This is a genomic window from Capnocytophaga sp. oral taxon 323 (assembly GCF_001278825.1).
Classification (GTDB): Bacteria; Bacteroidota; Bacteroidia; order Flavobacteriales; family Flavobacteriaceae; genus Capnocytophaga; species Capnocytophaga ochracea.
This window is the reverse complement of the sequence record NZ_CP012589.1, coordinates 194538-213170: the sequence shown is the minus strand read 5'-3', so window position 1 is coordinate 213170 and position 18633 is coordinate 194538. Positions and strand designations below refer to the sequence as shown.

The following is an 18633-nucleotide window of genomic DNA, read 5'->3' as shown; positions in this document are numbered from 1 at the left end:
TTACACTACCCGCTTAACAGATATCAGCAATTGGAAAATAAGTGAATAAAGAAACCTTTTTAATATATCTCTCCTTCACTTTACTTCCACTTTACATTCGTTGTTCCTTCGTTTATCGTTCGTCTTTTGTTCGTCTTTTGTTCGTCTTTTGTTCGTCTTTTGTTCGTTGTAGAGCCACTGTAGAGCCACTGTAGACCCACTGTAGACCCACTGTAGAGCCACTGTAGAACCACTGTAGAACCACTGTAGACCCACTGTAGACCCACTGTAGACCCACTGTAGACCCACTGTAGACCCACTGTAGACCCACTGTAGACCCACTGTAGAGCCACTGTAGAGCCACTGTAGAGCCACTGTAGAGCCACTCATTGTTCGTTTATCCTATAAGCTCTGTATAAGTTATCCCTAATTTCACCATTAACCATTAACCATTAATCATTAACCATTAATCATCTTCTATTTAATTCCTTTGTCATCAACCCATCTTGTATATTGCTTTTTCCCTTGTAGGTGTTGCATATAGGTACGCGAAAATTTGTGATAACCGTAGTTTTCAGTATCAGCAACAAAAAAGAGATAATCGTGTTGCTCAGGGTTGAGCACAGCTTCAATACTCGATATATCGGGCATCGTGATAAGTCCCACAGGTAAACCGTAATTCCGATAAGTATTATAGGGGTTTTGCAAACTTGTATGCACCTCGGTAACGCGTTTTATTACCATATTGTAATCACCCGTATGGTTTTTCATAGCAAAGATAGCAGTAGGGTCAGCCTGCAATTTCATATTGATATGTAAGCGGTTCAAGTAAACCCCTGCTATGCGCGGACGCTCGTCTACCTTAGCTGTTTCTTTCTGCACAATTGATGCCAATATACTCACTTCTATAGGAGTAAGCCCTTGCTTTTGGGCTTGAGCTTTGCGTTCAGGCGTCCAAAAACGCTCATATTCTTTGAGCATACGGTCACGAAATTCTTCGGCAGAGGTATTCCAATAGAACTCATACGTATTGGGGATATACATTGCCAATGCAGTAGCATCGGTGAAACCGTTTTCTTTGAGGAAGTTAGCGTCTAAAAAAGCACGCATTAAAGTAGTGCTATCAGGCTCTATTTGTGCAGCGATACGTCCTGCAAAGTCTTCTAATCGCTCCTGATTGTTGAATTTGAGTTTTACTGGGGTATTACGATTGCGAAGAGTGCGTACGATATCTATATTGTTAGCCCCTTTTTTGATAATGTATTTACCTGCTTTTACTTTATCGGCATAACCTATACGCTTAGCTACTTGGATAAAAGAAGTACGGTCTTTCAACAAGGGACTCATCACGTGCAACACATCGCTAAAATCGGCTCCTGTAGGGATATATACTATTTCTTCTTTGGTTTGAAAAGCTGTATTGCTCACCAGTACAGCGCGATAAATAAAGAAGCCTAATACGGCTATCACGGCAATCACCGCTCCTATAATCCATTTTTTCATAGTTGTTTTTCTATTTTAAAATTTCCATTCTATGGTTTTGTCTTCTTTTTCTCTAAAATCCTTCTCTTTAGCAATCTCATTTTGTAAATGCTTAGTATACTGACTGAACATAAAAGCATTATATACCTCAAAGTTTTCGTTTGTTTGCACAGAGTTCAAAGCCTCGTAATAAGCTGCTTTATCTTCTGCAAATACAATACCCAAAGGCAAACCATACCACTGCTGAATAAAGTTCATCAGCAGGCGTGAGGTTCTGCCATTGCCATCGAGAAAAGGGTGAATATTCACTAACTCATAATGAGCATAAAATGACAGTGCTAATTGAGCTTCTTCGGTAGTTTGCTTAGGGAGTAGTTCATTTAGTTTTTTTACTAACTGCTCTAATGCTGCCGGTACTTTTTCAAAACTCATAAACGATACACCTCCTGCGGTTACTCTCACCTTACGCAATTCACCTTTGCTGGCATCTACAGTACCTAAGGCATTAGTAAGCACTTCTCCTGTAGTTTTCATCACTTTGGCAGCTATTTCCTGAATAAAAGTTACTGATAGAAGTCGTTGTTGTGTAGCTTCTTTTAGTACAAAATTCAATGCCTCATAATGATCTTTAGTTTGATTGGCAAACAATAGAGGCTTACCATTAGGAGTGTTGCCTTCTTCAATCAGTACGCGAGTTTCGTTTAAAGTTAAAGTAGAGCCTTCTATACGGGTAGAGTGACTGGTAATAAGAATCTTGTTGAACTCATTATAATTCAACGAGGTTTCTAAACCAAGTGCTCTGTAGGTTTGTATAATTTCTGGAATAGTCATTGGCTTCTATCTTTTAAACAACTGCCCCCCCCATTTTGGGATAAGATAAACCCCTATGAGGCAGGTTACCATTACTGGGGAATAAGAATGGGTGAAATAGCTTACCAAGATATGCCATACCAAAAAGAAACTCAATCCTGCGAGGTATATCCCAAGAGCAATTCTTGTAGCTTTTTCGTTCTTTCGACATAAAAAAGCAATGACCACTACCAAAACGAGTTGTCCTATAGAAGCCCCTATAAAATATTCAGGGTGTTCATTGGCTAAATGAGCATTCTCAGCAATTCTAGGGAGTTGCAACCATTGGGGTATCTTATCTACAAAGTCAATATACCATTGCCAGAATGAAATACTCTCTTCTACTTGATGCAAAGCGTGTAGTCCCATTATGGGTAGCCACAAATGTATGTATCTATTGGTTTGCATATACTTCTGCTTTTAATGCGGTAATATTGTTTTGTTGTATCCGTTTTAAATTCCAAAAGAGAGGTGCTATAAGTCTTAAAAAGAAGTTTTTGATATAAATTTTCTCTTGAAAGCAAACTTTAGTACCTCCGTTATACGATTCAAACTTTCCTTCCCATTCTCCATAAAATAGTTTGTGTTGCATTGTAAAGGCATAATACTCATTTTCTTTCTTCTGAATATTCTTAAAAAGCGTGTGTCCCCCACCTTTGTAATATTCAATAAAACCATCTTCTAATAACTCAATGTTTTCCACTTCTTTTCGCCACTGAAAGTTCTTGTTATCAGTAACAATGTTATATATCAATGCTACAGGTGCATCAATCACATCAGTTACTATTGAAATTAGAAAGGGTTTCATTTTTGAAATCTTTTATCTGATGGCAAAGATACTAAAAAAAAGAAAAACCGAAAACTTTATACTATAAAAGTACAAAATCTTCGGTTTAAAAATATTATGAATACAAAAATTCTTATAACATAACGCCTATTCTTGACGTGGTTTTTGGTGATTATTGTGTCCTTTATTGCGGTCGTTGCGAGGCTTGTCGTTGTAAGGCTTGTCAGACTTAGGACGATCTTCACGCGGTGGACGTGGCAACAAAGCTTTGCGCGATACTCTTGTTTTCTTGGTTTTGGGGTCGATACCGAGATATTTCACTTCTATAATATCACCCTCTTTAAGAACGTCTTCTATTTTGTCTACTCTGTCCCAAGATACTTCTGAGATGTGGAGCAATGAATCTTTACCAGGTACAAACTCTACAAAAGCCCCAAACTCTACCAAGCGCACTACTTTCACAGTGTAAGTTTCTCCTTCTACAGGTTCAAATTTCACTGCATTTACTGCTTCAATAGCTTCTTGAATACCTGCTTCGTCGGTACCTAAGATTTCTATAATGCCCAATTCGCCCACTTCTTCTACCACGATAGTAGTATTGGTGCGCGCTTGTAAGTCTTGGATATTCTTACCACCCGTACCGATGAATGCCCCGATGTATTCCTTAGGCATATCCATCTTAACGATTTTAGGCGCGTGAGGTTTCACAGTAGGGTTAGGTTTGGCAATCGTATCGGTGATTTTACCCAAGATGTGCATACGTCCTTCGCGGGCTTGGTTCAAAGCTTTTTCGAGTATTTCGTAAGAAAGACCTTTGATTTTGATGTCCATTTGGCAAGCGGTAATACCATCGGCTGTACCGGTTACTTTGAAGTCCATATCACCTAAGTGGTCTTCATCACCTAAGATATCGGAAAGTACTGCATAACGCTCGCCATCGGTGATGAGTCCCATAGCAATACCCGATACAGGTTTTACCATTTGTACCCCTGAATCCATCAAGGCTAAAGTACCTGCACATACGGTAGCCATAGATGATGAACCGTTAGATTCCAAAATCTCGGATACTACACGCACGGTATATGGGCAATCCTCAGGAATCATACGTTTGAGGGCGCGTTGTGCTAAGTTACCGTGACCTATCTCACGGCGTGATGTTCCGCGTAACGGACGTGCTTCACCGGTAGAGAAAGGAGGGAAGTTGTAATGCAAGTAGAAACGTTCTTCACCTTGTTCTGAAGGCAAATCGATTACGTTTGCTTCACGTGAAGTACCCAAGGTAACGGTAGTAAGCGATTGGGTTTCACCACGTGTAAAGATAGATGAACCGTGTGCTGATGGTAAGTAGCCTACTTCGCACCAAATAGGGCGTATTTGGGTAGTGTTACGACCGTCTAAACGAATATTTTCGTTTAAGATAAGGTTGCGCACGGCTTCTTTTTCAGCCTCGTCAAAATAACGAGTGATGATAGGAGTAAGCTCTTCTAATTCTTCTTCGGTGAAGAGTGCTAAGCATTCTTCTTTTACCGCATTGAACTTTTCACCACGTTCTTGTTTGGTTGTATTTTCTTTGGCAATAGCATAGCATTTTTCGTAAGCCAAAGGATATACTTTTGCTTTTACCTCTTCGTTTTCTACTTCTGGCTCATAAGTACGTTTTTCGGTCTTACCTACTTTTTCAGCCAAACGCAATTGTGCCTCAATATGAGGTTTGATAGCCTCGTGTGCGAATTTAATAGCTTCAGCCATATCCTTTTCGCTCACCTCGTCCATTTCACCTTCTACCATTGCCACAAAGTCTTTAGAAGCACCTACCATAATATCAATATCAGAAGCTTCTAATTGTTCACGGCTTGGATTTACGATAAATTTACCGTTTACACGACCTACGCGTACTTCGGAAATAGGACCATCGAACGGAATATCGGACACTGCCAAACAAGCAGAGGCAGCAAGACCTGCCAAAGCGTCGGGCATTACATTCTCGTCGTGAGAAATAAGCTGAATCATCACCTGAGTTTCAGCGTGATAATCTTTAGGGAATAGTGGACGCAATACGCGGTCTACCAAGCGCATTGTAAGTATTTCTTGATCGCTAGGGCGCGTTTCACGTTTGAAAAAGCCCCCAGGGAAACGACCTGCTGCTGCAAACTTCTCACGATAATCTACAGTAAGAGGCAAAAAGTCAGTTTCAGGATTGATTTCTTTTGCAGATACTACAGTAGCCAATAGCATCGCATTGCCCATTTGCACCACAACAGCACCGTCGGCTTGTTTAGCCAACTTGCCAGTTTCGATAGTGATGATACGACCATCACCTAATTCGATGATTTCTTTTTTTACTTCTGGAATCATTCTTTAATTGTTAATTAATAATTAATAATTGTTGTGTTGTGGGCTTTAGGGTTTAACCAATGAAAAACTGCTGTAATAAACAAAAGGAGGCACAAAGCCTCCTTACTATTGCTTATTTTCTGATGTTTAGCTCTTTGATAATCGCACGGTATCTTTCGATATCTGTGTTCTTCAAATAATCGAGCAAACTTCTGCGTCTACCTACTAATTTCACCAAGGAACGCTCGGTATTAAAATCTTTGCGATTTACCTTTAAGTGTTCTGTAAGGTGATTGATTCTAAGGGTAAAAAGAGCAATTTGCCCTTCTGCTGAACCAGTGTTGGTTTCTGAACCTGAGTACTTTTTGAAAATTTCCGCTTTTACTTCTTTTGTTAAATACATTCCAATATTAATTTAATGATTATTATGTAATTTTTTTTTTCGGGCGCAAAGATAAAAAGATTTTATAAGCTGTGCAAATTTATAGATAGATTTTTCCTCTTCTCAACTTATGCTTAGCTTATACAGAGCTTATAGGAAGCTTGGACGAATCTTGGAAGATTGGTATACAAAGGGTTATGACATATTGATTATCATTAGATTACAAATTTATTTTTTACTACAAAAATATAACATTTTATATTATATTTTTAGTTTGCTAGCATATTCTTTAACAACTTGCTTATCGAAATAAGGTTCTTCATCTATACGTAAGAGCACGGGGAGTCCTGTTTTATGAAGAATAAACTCCTCGGTAGACGGTGTGGGGGTACCACTGAAAATAATGCCATGAACGTTGAGTCCTTTGTTTTTAAGGGCTTCATAAGTGAGCATTGTATGATTAATACTACCCAAATAGTGGCGAGAGACGAGCACTACCTTATCGGTGGGGAGGATAAGATCGAGCATAGTATCTTCATCATTTAAAGGAACATAGAGACCTCCTGCTGCTTCAATAATTAAAGTGTTATCGGTAGTAGGACGCACAATTTTGGAAAGCTCAATACGAACGCCATCTAACTGAGCAGAAAGATGTGGACTGGCAGGTGTGTGTAGCCCATAACTATTAGGGTGAAATACTGTGCGGGAGTTGCTAATGAGGCGTTTTACCTTATGAGTATCGGAGTTTTCTAAATCGCCAGATTGGATTGGTTTCCAATAATCGGCTTGGAGAGCTTCGGTAAGGATAGCCGAAACGACGGTCTTACCGACTTCGGTGGAGATGCCCACCACAAAATAAGTGTCTTTCATTTTGAATGGTTTATTAGTTTTGAAAGTGCAAAAGTACATAAAAAGCACATAGCATAAAATGAAAAAGTAAAAAGAATGTCAAAAATATTTTTAAAGATAATTTGGAGGATTTGCTAAAAGTCCTTACTTTTGTTGCTTGAAAATAACCATCAGGAGGCTTCTCCTGACTTAAATAATAGATTATATGAAAGTTACAGTAGTAGGCGCTGGTGCCGTAGGAGCAAGTTGCGCAGAGTACATTGCTATTAAAGACTTCGCGTCTGAAGTAGTTTTAATTGACATCAAAGAAGGTTTTGCCGAAGGTAAAGCTATGGATTTGATGCAAACCGCTTCCCTCAATGGGTTTGACACTCGTATTGTAGGGGTAACCAATGATTATTCAAAAACAGCAGGCAGTGATGTAGCTGTGATTACCTCAGGTATTCCTCGTAAACCAGGTATGACTCGTGAAGAGCTTATCGGTACCAATGCAAACATTGTGAAATCGGTTGTAGAACAATTGGTAAAATACTCACCTAATGTGATTGTGATTGTAGTAAGCAATCCTATGGATACTATGGCTTATTTGGTACATAAAGCTACTAAGTTGCCTAAGAACCATATTATTGGTATGGGTGGAGCACTCGATAGCGCTCGCTTTAAATATCGTTTGGCAGAAGCGCTCAATAGTCCGATTTCAGACGTAGATGGTATGGTAATCGCTGCTCACAGCGATAGTGGTATGTTACCTCTTACTCGTTTGGCTAGCTATCGTGGAGTGCCTGTAACTGAGTTTTTAAGTGCTGACCGCCTCAATCAGGTTGCTGAAGACACCAAAGTAGGTGGCGCGACTCTTACTAAACTCTTGGGAACTTCGGCTTGGTATGCACCAGGGGCTGCCGTATCAGCTTTAGTACAAGCAATCGCTTGCGACCAAAAGAAACTCTTCCCTTGCTCTGTATTGCTCGAAGGAGAATACGGACAAAAGGATGTGTGTGTAGGGGTACCTGTAATCATCGGTAAAAATGGTGTAGAAAAAATTGTAGAAGTAAAACTCAACGATGCTGAAAAAGCCAAATTTGCTGAAAGTACCGGAGCAGTACGCGAAGTAAACAAAGCGTTAGCAAGCGTATTATAGTTGGGATAGAACAACTATATAAACACTAAAAAAGTGATTATTTTCAAGAGAAAGTAATCACTTTTTTATTTGAGTAAAAAACTTAGTTTTTACTTAGATGTATATCGTCTAAAACTGGAAGTAAATAAAGGGTTGTGCTCCACTTGAAGCAGTGGCATATACCACCCAAAAAGTAAGTGCCAAAATAATTGCTTTAAAGAGAATAGGCATTGCACCAAATACCTTTTTAAGCCATTCGTTTAAACTGGTAGGGAAAAAGTGCCAAACAAAGCCTATTGCCATTAACAAAAATACATTTTGATAGCCCTTGGCAATAACTTGAAATTGATGAAGATCATAAGTTATAGACTGGATATTGTAGATTACACTTAAAGCGATATCGAAATCTTTGGCTCTGAAAAATATCCAGCAAAAAGCTACAAAGTGGAAAGTAATCACTACAAAAATGATATTAGCGATACCTTTAAAAAAAGTTCTTTTCTCAGGATTCTTATTAGGAAAGAACTCCGTAAAGGTTTTATGGACAGCCAAAGCTAACCCGTGTAATGCTCCCCAAATAATGAAACGCAAATTAGCTCCGTGCCATAAACCACCTAGGAGCATTGTCGTCATCTGGTTGAAATGACTACGCACTGATTTTTGTCGGTTTTTAGAGATAAGTATAGCCAATACAAACACAACGATTGCTCCTAAGGTAATGTAAAGAGGCAACATTGTTTTTTCTTGCATATGAAATGCCCATAGCAAAGTGGAAGCAAAAAAGACGGTTGGGAAGAAGTAGCCCCAAAAAGTACCTTTGCGGTTTCCTCCTACTGAAAAGTAAAGATAATCTTTTAGCCAAGTAGATAAGGAAATGTGCCAACGTCTCCAAAACTCAGTGATATTTTTAGACTGATAAGGAGTACGGAAGTTTATGGGGAGAGTGAAGCCCATTAGTAGCGCTAAACCTATAGCCATATCGGAATAGCCTGAGAAGTCACAATATATTTGTAAAGAATAGCCATATACTGCCATTAAGTTCTCAAAAGCTGTATAACTGTTAGGAGCATCGAAAACTCTATCTACAAAGTTTAGGGAGATATAATCGGAAATAACTGCTTTTTTAATCAATCCTCCAATGATAAGGAATAAAGCAAAAGAAGTTTCTTCTTTCGTTAAGCTTATTTTTTTGTATATCTGTGGTATAAAATCCTTGGCACGCACAATAGGCCCTGCCACTAATTGAGGGAAGAAACACACGAAGAAAGTAAAATCTAAGAATGATTTAGCAGGTTCTATCTCTCGGCGATATACATCAATAGTGTAGCTCATTGTTTGGAATGTATAGAACGAGATACCTATAGGCAAGATGATATCTTGTAGGGCAAAGTTGCTTTGAAGTAGTGTATTGAGACTATCAATTAAAAAGTTAGTATACTTAAAATAGGCTAAAATACCCAAATCGGCAACCATACTCACTGCCAGAAAGAACTTGCGCAATGAGGCATTCTGTCTTCTATAGATTTGTCCTGCAAAGAAATAATTTAACAATGAGGAGATTATCAGCAACACAAAGAAGTTACCTCCTGCCTTATAATAGAAGAATAAGGAAAATAAGGTAACATAAACAGTACGGAAATGAGCGTGTTTTTTGGTAATAATATACACCAAATAAAACACCAAAAATAACCCTAAAAACAAACTACTATTAAATAATAGTGGATGATTAGGGTCATAAATGAACCATTGTCTTACTTGTTCGGTTGTGAATGAGAAATTATCAACAAACCATTTAGATATGTTTTCAGTTGTGAATGTATCAATAAACCATTGCAGTAAGGCATCTATACTCAATTTAGATAGGGTTTTAAAGATAGTTTATATTGTTTTTTATAATTCAAGTAATTGCTCATAAAAGCATCATAAAAGAGAGCGCCTTGCTCAGTATAGCCACTTCTTGTGTAATGTATGCGGTCACCAGCAATAAGATTTTGCTGAATAAAGCGTTGAATCGCTTCATTTCCTCCTACAGCTCGATAAAGGTCGAAAACACTGTAATTATCTTTTACTGAATTATCAATGAGGGTATCGGCGTATTCCATACACAAGGGGTTAGGACTTTTCTTTTTGTAAAGAGAAGGCGGAGGTGTAGTAAGCAATATAGGACATTGACCATATTGAGAGCGAATTGCTCTTATAAATTTATTTACCTCTTCGTCATAACGAGTTGCAGACATTCGACAATAAGCCTCATTAGTACCCAAAGATATAATGATTAAATCGGGTTCTAAGGCTTTGATTTGGTCGAAAAAGAGCTGTGATTTGTTATAATCAGAGAAATGAGCACCATTTACCCCTATACTGTGATATATAACTCCGTTTTTATCATTTTCTAAGACAATTCCATTAAGCGTAAATGAAGAGCTCTCGGTATTGGCTGTGAGATAAACCTTATCGGAAGGGGTTAGATTATCATAAGAATAATAGCTATATAAAGAATTACCGTTTAAAATGGTAGCATTAGATAAATCTACTTTTTGTTTAGGAGTAGAAGCTACCATCTCTTTAGTAGGGATACGCAATACTTGCCCTATTCTTATTTGTGCGCTTTTTAAGTTATTAGCTTGTTGTATTTTTTCTACTGAAGTGTGATACTTCTTTGAAATACCATAAAGTGTTTGCCCTTGCTCTACTTTGTGTGAAAGTGTTTTAGGAACACTAGGTCTCAAACGAGCTACTTTACCTACATTGGTAGCTAATTCGAACAAACGTTCGTTATTAGGGGTAATAATCTTTACCGTATTAAAGGTGTAGTTTTTATTTTTTAAGTCCAATTCAATAACAAAATTCTTGTTACTGGTAGAAAGAGAATAACCTGTAATACCAACAGTTGCAGAAGAAGTATTCTTCTCACTATTCCAAGAGATATTGGAAGTAAAGCTCACATTATGCCCCCCATTGGTTCTAATAAGTGAATACGGGAATACCAAGCCTAAACCAGCATTTCCAAACTCTTCCTGCAAGCGTTGTCTTACAATATTAGTCATTACATCGGCTTGAATGTGAGAGTCGCCAATATGAACAATATTAATCTTCCTATCTTTCAAATTCTCCAAAGCAGCAAGCTTTTCGAAAAAAGGGTTCAAGGCTGAGGCATTGTACAAATTATTGTACTCCTTAGGAGAGTCATCATCACCTGCAGCATATGCCAAAGGCTGGGGAATAGCTTCCTTGAAGGCATCTTTATCGATTCCTTCTTTATTCTCTATATTTGCTATCTTTGAAGTAAGTGAAGATAAATTAATAGCTGTAGTATAATTAACATTAAAATAGAGGGCTACTGTAATGATAAACAATACAGGAGCTATTAGTTTCTTTATGAATGGCGTTCGCTTTTTCATTGTTCTATTTTTTTAGTGTGTTATCTATCTTGTTATGTTATCTATGTAAATTGTCTTTTTTTTCTTTAATAGTATCTTTATGCACTTTATTTGTAATATTCTGTACTGCCTGAATTGTTGATGGTTGTACTCGTTGAGTCGTTGGTGATTGCACTCGCTGAGTAGTCGCACTTTGTACTCGTTGAGTCGTTGTACTTTGCACTCGCTGAATAGTTGTACTTTGCACTCGCTGAGTTGTTGCACTTTGTACCCGTTGAGTAGTCGCACTTTGTACCCGTTGAGGAGTCGCACTTTCTACTCGCTGAGGAGTTGGTGATTGCACTCGCTGAGTCGTTACAGTTTGTGTTCTTGTTCTATTTACATTAGGTTGAGTAGTAGGAGTAACGGTTCGTACTGTTTGAATTTCTTTTATTCTTTCTTGGAACACATCGGCTTTTTCACTATTACGAGGATCTTTATAGTGCTCATACTCTTCCATAAGTTTATTATAGATGAGGTGGGCTACTTTTTTAGCTCCTCTTGGATTAAAGTGAGTATAGTCTTTACCTGCTAACGGTGGATTTGCCTCTACCCATTGTTTCATAGAGCCTCTACCCCCCATCAGTTCATATAAATTAATAAAACCAGAGCGAGTATCTTGTGCATATTTCCGTTGTGCATTTGCCAAAGGTACTACTGCTTTATCGGTTTGCATCTCCATCTCTACTTTAGTAGACTTATCGGCGGTAGAGATAACAAGAATTGAGGTATGAGGAAAGCAAGCTCTTATCTGGTTAATCACCTTTGTCATTCCGCGTTCATACCACGAATAATCGAGTGTACCGTAATTGAGTACATTAGCACCAAAGTGTAATACTACAAGGTCATATCCGCCTAACGCTCTATCGAAAGCTCTCATTAAATCAGGATTAAAGAGCGATAAGGGTAAGCCTGAGTTACCTCTGCTTGAAAAGTTATCTATATATACGCCTTTACCTTGCATTGAGCCCACTCCATAAATAGGAATAGAATCGGACTTATAGAAAGTAATACGCACTGATTTAGTGTTTGCACCTTCGGTTAAAGGCAATACATTCAGCAATTTATCAGTATCTAATGATTTTACTACTCTTACAGTATCATTATAGGCAATTTCTACTTTTGCCTCTTTATTACCAGAAGCACCATAAAACAATGCTGGTGCATACAACTGACTAATATGAGCTTGGTTTGATGACCTATATTGTACCCACGTGCCATTGCCTTGTGTAAAGAACACTTGCCCAGAGACACCAAAAGGACGCTTAGGGCGTTTTACATTCACATAAGATTGGGTTTTCCAAGTATTGGAATAAGAATGGAATACGCTTCCTCTTGATTTAGCCGACTCAGAAGCAATGGGCAAAAAGCCAATTCCTAACCCCCCGAAAGCGTTTTGGAAAAGAGCTCTCAAATCTTGCACTATGAGGTCGCCATCAGTCATCGAATCGCCGTAATAAGCGATTCTTATTTTACCATTTTTAGTTTGTTCTAACTCTTCTAATTTTTTAAAGAAAGAAAAAAGATACTGGTCGGACTTTTTAAGTCGTTGTTCTTGTGCTAAGGAATCATTGGCTTGGCTGAGTACTTTGTCGATTTCTTTACCTGAAATGGCTTCCAACATTAAGCTATCTACTACTACATTGCTTCCTGAGGCTTTAGTTTCGGGAAAAATACGCGCGGGCAAACAGTTCTTAAATCCAATGAAAATGAGTGTTGCAAATAAAACAATAAGAAAAGATTGTTTAAAATAGGGTGTCTTCACAAGTTAGCTTCTTTTTCTTCCAGCGGGCAAAGATACAAATAAATAATGAATCAACAGCAAATTTTTTACAAATTATTTTTCTAAGGCTTGTTTAAAATCGGCGATAAGGTCGTCAGCATCTTCAATTCCTACTGCTACGCGGATGAGTGTACGGGTAACGCCTCGTGCTACTTTTTCTTCTTCGGGAAACTCGGTGTGAGTAAGTGAACTGGGGTGAGTTACCAATGTTTCGACTCCTCCTAAGCTCACTGCAAAAAGGGCTACTTTTAGACTCTCGAAAAACTTTTTGGCTTTGGCTTCGGTTTTTACTGTAAAAGAAAATACTGAACCTCCACCAGAAGCTTGGCGTTCTTGTATTGCTTTCCCTTTATTTTGTGTATCAGTAGGATAATACACCTTTTCTACTTCAGGGTGTGTTTTAAGGAAATTTAATAGTTTAAGGGTATTGGCTTGAGCTTTTTCGACTCTTAGTTTGAGGGTTTTCATACTGCGCAAGAGCAACCAGCTATCAAACGGAGAAAGCAATGCCCCTATGGCTACTTGTGCAAAACGTATTTTCTCGGCTAAGGTTTCATCATTTACCACCACTGCTCCTGCGATAATATCGTTATGACCTCCTAAATATTTGGTAGCACTGTGTAATACTATGTCGGCTCCTAACTCTAAAGGGCGTTGTAACACGGGCGACATAAAGGTATTATCGACCATAGTGAGCAGATTATGTTTCTTGGCGATTTCTATTACCCCGCATATATCGGTAACGTCTAACAGAGGGTTGGAGGGTGTTTCTATAAAGATGGCTTTTGTATTAGGGCGAATGGCTTTCTCTATTTTGGTTAGGTCGGTCATATCGACAAAAGTAGCTTCAAAACCAAATTTATTGAAAATATCGTGCATAATGCGATAAGTACCTCCGTAGATATCTAAGCCTAACACAAAATGGTCGCCTGTTTTAAACATTGTAAAAACAGAAGAAATGGCAGCCATACCCGATGAGAATCCGAATCCGTGTATGCCACTTTCTAATTGAGCTATAAGACTTTCAAAATCCTTACGAGTAGGATTTGAAACGCGTCCGTATTCAAACTCTTGTTCTACACCGTATTCTTCAATAGGGAAAGTAGAAGCCATATTGATGGTGCTTCCCCAGTTTTCTGTGTTTTTATTGGCAGTTCTTACGCCGTGAATGGCTTTAGTTTCAAACTTCATTTCTTATATCTTTGCTATTAGAGCGACAAAAGTAGTACTTTTTTATATGTTACGCAAAAAAAGTTAATTATTAATGATGAATGGTCAGTGGTTAATGGTTAATGGTTAATGGTGAATTAGAGGTAGGGAATTATACAAAGATTATAGGAAACTTATAGGATAGATGGACAAAGAGTGGGGTTACAGTGGGTCTACAGTGGGTCTACAGTGGCTCTACAGTGGCTCTACAGTGGCTCTACAGTGGCTCTACAGTGGCTCTACAGTGGCTCTACAGTGGCTCTACAATGAGTAAAAAGCGATTAATGAATGAAAGGTAAATGAACAAATTATAAATGTAAGATGAATGTAAGGCGGAGGTAAGGTAAAGAAAAAATAAACTTTGTAAAAGGTCGTAGCACGACGGGCAAGTGAAAACTTTGGCAAAGTATAGGACGTAAAAGCAATGACAAGATGTAAGATAAGGTAAAGGGAGGTTAAACACAGCTTAGAAAATTATTTTACAAAAATATTTGTAAGTTTAGTAAGAAAAAAATACTTTTGTAACCTGTACTAATAACAAGACGGCACAGTATTTGTATTAAAGAAAAACGCTAAAAAAATAATTTGTACTATGGAACAAAGAACATCTGTAGATATCAGTCAGATAAACGAAATGATAGAGCGTGAAAGTGTGTTTATCGATGCGCTCACCAATGAGATGAACAAAGTGATTGTAGGGCAAAAACATATGGTAAATGCCCTGCTTATCGGGTTATTAGGCAAAGGACATATCCTCTTGGAAGGGGTACCTGGGCTAGCAAAAACGCTATCCATCAACACCCTTGCTAAATCGGTACACGGGTCGTTTAGCCGTATCCAGTTTACACCGGACTTATTGCCTGCCGATGTGATAGGAACAATGACCTACAACATCAAACAAAACGAGTTTTCTATAAAAAAGGGACCTATCTTTGCGAACTTTGTATTGGCTGACGAGATTAACCGTGCGCCTGCCAAAGTACAGTCTGCCCTATTGGAAGCAATGCAAGAGCGACAAGTGACCATTGGTGATTCGACCTTTAAGTTAGACGCTCCTTTTATGGTAATGGCGACTCAGAACCCTGTAGAGCAAGAAGGAACTTACCCACTACCTGAGGCACAAGTAGACCGTTTTATGCTTAAAACGGTTATCGACTATCCTAAATTGGACGAAGAGCAACGGATTATGCGCGACAACCTCAGCAATAGTTATGCAGTGGTGAACCAAACAGTGAGTTTGGAACAAATCCTAAAAGCACAAACAGCCGTGCGCGAGGTGTATATGGACGAAAAGATTGAGAAATACATCTTAGACATTGTTTTTGCGACTCGTTATCCTGAAAAATACAACTTGGCAGAGCTTAAACCACTTATTAGCTTTGGGGCATCGCCACGTGGTAGTATCAACTTGGCAATGGCGGCAAAATGTTATGCTTTCATCAAACGTCGTGGTTATGTAATTCCTGAGGACGTACGTGCGGTAGTATTTGACGTATTGCGCCATCGTATCGGTATCACCTACGAAGCAGAGGCTGAGAATATTACCTCAGTAGAGATGATTCACAAGATAGTGAATACCATTGAAGTACCATAGGAGATAAAAGGTAAAGCCAGCAAGGGCTCACAGTTGGGTATGTGAATGAGTAGCAGTTTTTGGGGTTACCAAGCAATGATAGAAGTACTCGAAATAGGCGAAACTAAAGCAGAGGTGAAAAACTACAAGGAGAGGCTTTCTCGGTGTGGTTACGACTTGCCGTGGGACGAAAAAGAGTTTGATATACAAAGCATCAATGAGCAACTCATTGCTGATGTACAAGAGAATTACGAGAGTTTTAAATGGCATTAAAATAGTTAATTAATTTTGGATACTAAAGAACTATTAAAGAAGGTACGCAAGATAGAGATAAAAACGCGCAAGCTCTCCGATAATATTTTCGGAGGGGAGTATCACTCTACCTTCAAAGGTCGGGGTATGACCTTCAGTGAAGTACGTCCGTACCAATTTGGTGATGATATTCGCAATATCGACTGGAACGTAACGGCGCGCTACAACGAGCCTTTTGTGAAAGTATTTGAAGAGGAACGCGAACTTACGCTAATGCTGATGATAGACGTGAGCGGTAGTGAGCTTTTTGGTACGAAACAGGAATTCAAAAGTGAAGTGATTACCGAAATAGCAGCTACCTTGGCGTTCTCAGCTTTACAGAATAACGACAAAACGGGCTTGATACTCTTTTCTGACCAAATAGAACTGTATATTCCCCCTAAAAAAGGGAAATCGCACGTGTTGCGCATCATTAGAGAGCTTATAGAATTTCAGCCCAAAAGTTTTAAGACTAATATCTCGGAGGCTTTGCAGTTCCTCAGTAGGGTAACGAAGAAAAAGGCAATTGTGTTTATGCTCTCGGACTTTATGGATAAAGGCTATGAGAAACCTATACAGATAGCTGCCAGAAAACACGATATTACCGGTATTCGCATTTATGACAAAAAAGAAACTGAATTACCTAACTTAGGTTATGTGATGGTAAAAGATGCTGAAACGGGAGCGCTGATGCGTGTGAACACCGCTTCATCGGCAGTGCGAAATGAATATGCAAAACAATATCACGAGACGGTGAACTATTTTGAGATGCTTTGGCAAAAATCGGGTGCAGGGGTAGTGAGCTGTAGAGACGATGAGAGTTATACCCAGAAGCTGTTGGGATACTTTAAAAATAGGTAAAAGGTAAAGCCAGCGAGGGCTCACAGTTGGGTATGTGAGTAAGAGGTAAGAGACTAAATTAAGTATTAAGCGGTAAAATGAGACGAATATTATATTTCATATTAATATTATTTGTATTTCCTACTCTTTACGCACAAGAGGTGAAGGTAGAGACTAATACAAAGAACATAAAAATAGGGGAACAGATAGAATACAAGATATCGGTAGAAGCCCCTGCTGATGCGGCTGTGGTATTTCCGGAAGGACAGAGTTTTAGTCCGCTAGAAATGGTAAAAGCCGACCCTACTGATACCTTGAAAGAGGGAGGTAAGTTTCGTTTGGAAAAAGCCTACTACCTTACCCAATTTGATGAAGGGAAGTACACCATTCCGCGACAAAGGATACACATCAGTAACAAAGACTACTATACCGACTCGCTACTTGTAGAAGTACATACCGTAGCGGTAGATACGCTCAAACAGCCTTTATACGACATTAAACCTATTACGGAAGTAGCCTCACCTACGGCTTCACGTATGTGGTTATGGATTATTTTAGGAATTATAGGACTTCTTTTAGTAGCAGGTGGATTATACTTCTTCGTCTTCCGCAAGAGAAAACTAACGGCTGAAGAAGAGCGCAAAAAGTTACCTCCTTTTGAGCGCGCCATACAAGACCTAAAAGACTTACAAAATTCTAAATACCTTATAGAATCACAACACAAAGCCTATTATACTCGGCTTACCGATATTGTAAAAGAATACTTGGAAGACGAGGTGCATATTTTAGCCAAAGAGAGTACCACAGATGAGCTTTTGGCTAAAATTAATGTTTTGCAAGAAGCAGGAAAGCTACACTTATCGGAAGAGACTATCAGCAACCTCAAACGGGTATTACAAAATGCCGACTTGGTGAAATTTGCCAAGAGTAAGCCCTCGGACAACAATGCTGAATACGACCGTGAGACCATTGAGAATGTGGTTATCAAAACTAAAGAGGCTATCCCTGTGGTAGTAGCCGAAGGGGAAGTACCTACACAAGACGCTTTCGCGATGAGCGTACTGAAAATAAGAGAACGCAGAAAAAGACGCAACCGAGTGGCTCTTATCGTCGCGCTTTGTTTTGTAGTATTAGCTCCTGTATTGCTTACGGGATATAGTATCTTGTACAACAAATACTTCAATACTTATGCGAGTATCAATCGCAGCGAGTGGGTAACAAGTGATTACGGTTATCCTATTACTGAGCTCACTACGCCAGAGATACTCATTCGCAAGCAAATAGTAGACGTAACGGAATACAAATCGATTATAGATAAGCAATATACTTTCTATTACGGCAGTCTTAATTCACCTTTATACATAATGACCAATATCATTACCTTTAAGAAAGACGCCCAACATACAGCACCTCAACAAGAGGAACAAGGCGGTGGACTTACCTTAGACCCACAAAAGGTGAATGAAATAGTGCTTTCGCAATTGGATAAAGCTAAGGCAAAGAACATCACTACCTTGCAGGAAGAATACACCTCGCCCGGCGGTGCAAAAGGTATAAAAGTTTTTGGCAAAATGAGTATTCCTAATGAGAAAGGTAAATACTTTAGCGCTTCTTATGAGCTGTACAGTTTTACTGAAAACAATGCGCTCCAACAAGTTCTTATCACCCATATAGACGAACCTAACGCCGATAAGATAGCACAAAGAGTTATCAATTCTATTGTATTTAAAACAGAATAA

The 18633-nt window shown here is 38.8% G+C and carries 18 protein-coding genes; 6 read left to right on the top strand and 12 right to left on the bottom strand.

The features are described from left to right. Positions 1-75: 75 nt before the first annotated feature. The 8 genes from AM608_RS12365 to bioD form a co-directional block, all read right to left on the bottom strand. Positions 76-369, bottom strand: a complete 294-nt coding sequence (locus AM608_RS12365) for a hypothetical protein (protein WP_053580462.1) — start codon at positions 367-369, stop codon at positions 76-78. An 87-nt stretch (positions 370-456) separates the two neighbouring features. Then, positions 457-1482, bottom strand: a complete 1026-nt coding sequence (gene mltG / locus AM608_RS00965) for an endolytic transglycosylase MltG (protein ID WP_053580461.1) — start codon at positions 1480-1482, stop codon at positions 457-459. Positions 1483-1497: 15 nt separating this feature from the next. Beyond that, positions 1498-2292, bottom strand: a complete 795-nt coding sequence (locus AM608_RS00960; RefSeq protein WP_053580460.1) for a Fic family protein — start codon at positions 2290-2292, stop codon at positions 1498-1500. Positions 2293-2298: 6 nt separating this feature from the next. After that, positions 2299-2718 carry an HXXEE domain-containing protein gene (locus AM608_RS00955; RefSeq protein ID WP_053580459.1) on the bottom strand — a complete coding sequence of 140 codons (420 nt, stop codon included), beginning with the start codon at positions 2716-2718 and terminating at the stop codon, positions 2299-2301. Next, on the bottom strand, positions 2705-3118 hold the full coding sequence (locus AM608_RS00950; RefSeq protein WP_053580458.1) for an SRPBCC family protein: 414 nt from the start codon (positions 3116-3118) through the stop codon (positions 2705-2707). The genes AM608_RS00955 and AM608_RS00950 overlap by 14 nt, the downstream gene beginning before the upstream one ends. Before the next feature lie 126 nt (positions 3119-3244). Further along, a complete protein-coding gene (locus tag AM608_RS00945) occupies positions 3245-5452 on the bottom strand; it encodes a polyribonucleotide nucleotidyltransferase (RefSeq protein ID WP_053580457.1) in 2208 nt (735 codons plus the stop codon). A gap of 112 nt (positions 5453-5564) precedes the next feature. Then, entirely contained in the window at positions 5565-5834 is a 270-nt protein-coding gene (gene rpsO, locus AM608_RS00940; protein ID WP_053580456.1) for a 30S ribosomal protein S15, read from the bottom strand. Between the two features lie 240 nt (positions 5835-6074). Then, positions 6075-6683 (bottom strand): dethiobiotin synthase, encoded by a 609-nt coding sequence (bioD, locus tag AM608_RS00935; RefSeq protein ID WP_034543244.1) that lies wholly within the window; start codon positions 6681-6683, stop codon positions 6075-6077. 184 nt (positions 6684-6867) lie between these two features. On the opposite strand from bioD, the gene AM608_RS00930 reads away from it, so the two are divergent. Further along, a complete protein-coding gene (locus AM608_RS00930) occupies positions 6868-7800 on the top strand; it encodes a malate dehydrogenase (RefSeq protein WP_009418361.1) in 933 nt (310 codons plus the stop codon). Positions 7801-7908: 108 nt separating this feature from the next. Here AM608_RS00930 and AM608_RS00925 read toward each other — a convergent pair whose 3' ends face one another. From AM608_RS00925 to AM608_RS00910, 4 genes are all read right to left on the bottom strand, one after another. Continuing rightward, positions 7909-9633 (bottom strand): MBOAT family protein, encoded by a 1725-nt coding sequence (locus AM608_RS00925; RefSeq protein ID WP_009411884.1) that lies wholly within the window; start codon positions 9631-9633, stop codon positions 7909-7911. Further along, the gene (locus AM608_RS00920) at positions 9630-11180 is read right to left on the bottom strand and encodes a LysM peptidoglycan-binding domain-containing protein (RefSeq protein ID WP_053580455.1); all 1551 of its coding nucleotides are present in this window, start codon (positions 11178-11180) and stop codon (positions 9630-9632) included. The genes AM608_RS00925 and AM608_RS00920 overlap by 4 nt, the downstream gene beginning before the upstream one ends. 37 nt (positions 11181-11217) lie before the next feature. After that, positions 11218-12963, bottom strand: a complete 1746-nt coding sequence (locus AM608_RS00915) for a GDSL-type esterase/lipase family protein (RefSeq protein ID WP_053580454.1) — start codon at positions 12961-12963, stop codon at positions 11218-11220. 72 nt (positions 12964-13035) lie between these two features. Further along, complete coding sequence (locus AM608_RS00910) at positions 13036-14172, bottom strand: PLP-dependent aspartate aminotransferase family protein (RefSeq protein WP_015782746.1); 1137 nt, start codon at positions 14170-14172, stop codon at positions 13036-13038. A gap of 163 nt (positions 14173-14335) precedes the next feature. Here AM608_RS00910 and AM608_RS12665 point away from each other — a divergent pair, with 163 nt between their 5' ends. The 5 genes from AM608_RS12665 to AM608_RS00895 all read left to right on the top strand — a co-directional run bounded on the left by AM608_RS12665 (position 14336) and on the right by AM608_RS00895 (position 18633). Beyond that, positions 14336-14464 (top strand): hypothetical protein, encoded by a 129-nt coding sequence (locus AM608_RS12665; protein ID WP_256379113.1) that lies wholly within the window; start codon positions 14336-14338, stop codon positions 14462-14464. 318 nt (positions 14465-14782) lie between these two features. Beyond that, positions 14783-15784, top strand: a complete 1002-nt coding sequence (locus AM608_RS00905) for a MoxR family ATPase (RefSeq protein ID WP_002671404.1) — start codon at positions 14783-14785, stop codon at positions 15782-15784. A gap of 45 nt (positions 15785-15829) precedes the next feature. After that, positions 15830-16036, top strand: coding sequence for a hypothetical protein (locus tag AM608_RS12210; protein WP_172672728.1), 207 nt, complete (start codon positions 15830-15832; stop codon positions 16034-16036). 15 nt (positions 16037-16051) lie between these two features. Continuing rightward, positions 16052-16915 (top strand): DUF58 domain-containing protein, encoded by an 864-nt coding sequence (locus AM608_RS00900; protein WP_053580453.1) that lies wholly within the window; start codon positions 16052-16054, stop codon positions 16913-16915. Between the two features lie 77 nt (positions 16916-16992). Beyond that, complete coding sequence (locus AM608_RS00895) at positions 16993-18633, top strand: hypothetical protein (protein ID WP_053580452.1); 1641 nt, start codon at positions 16993-16995, stop codon at positions 18631-18633.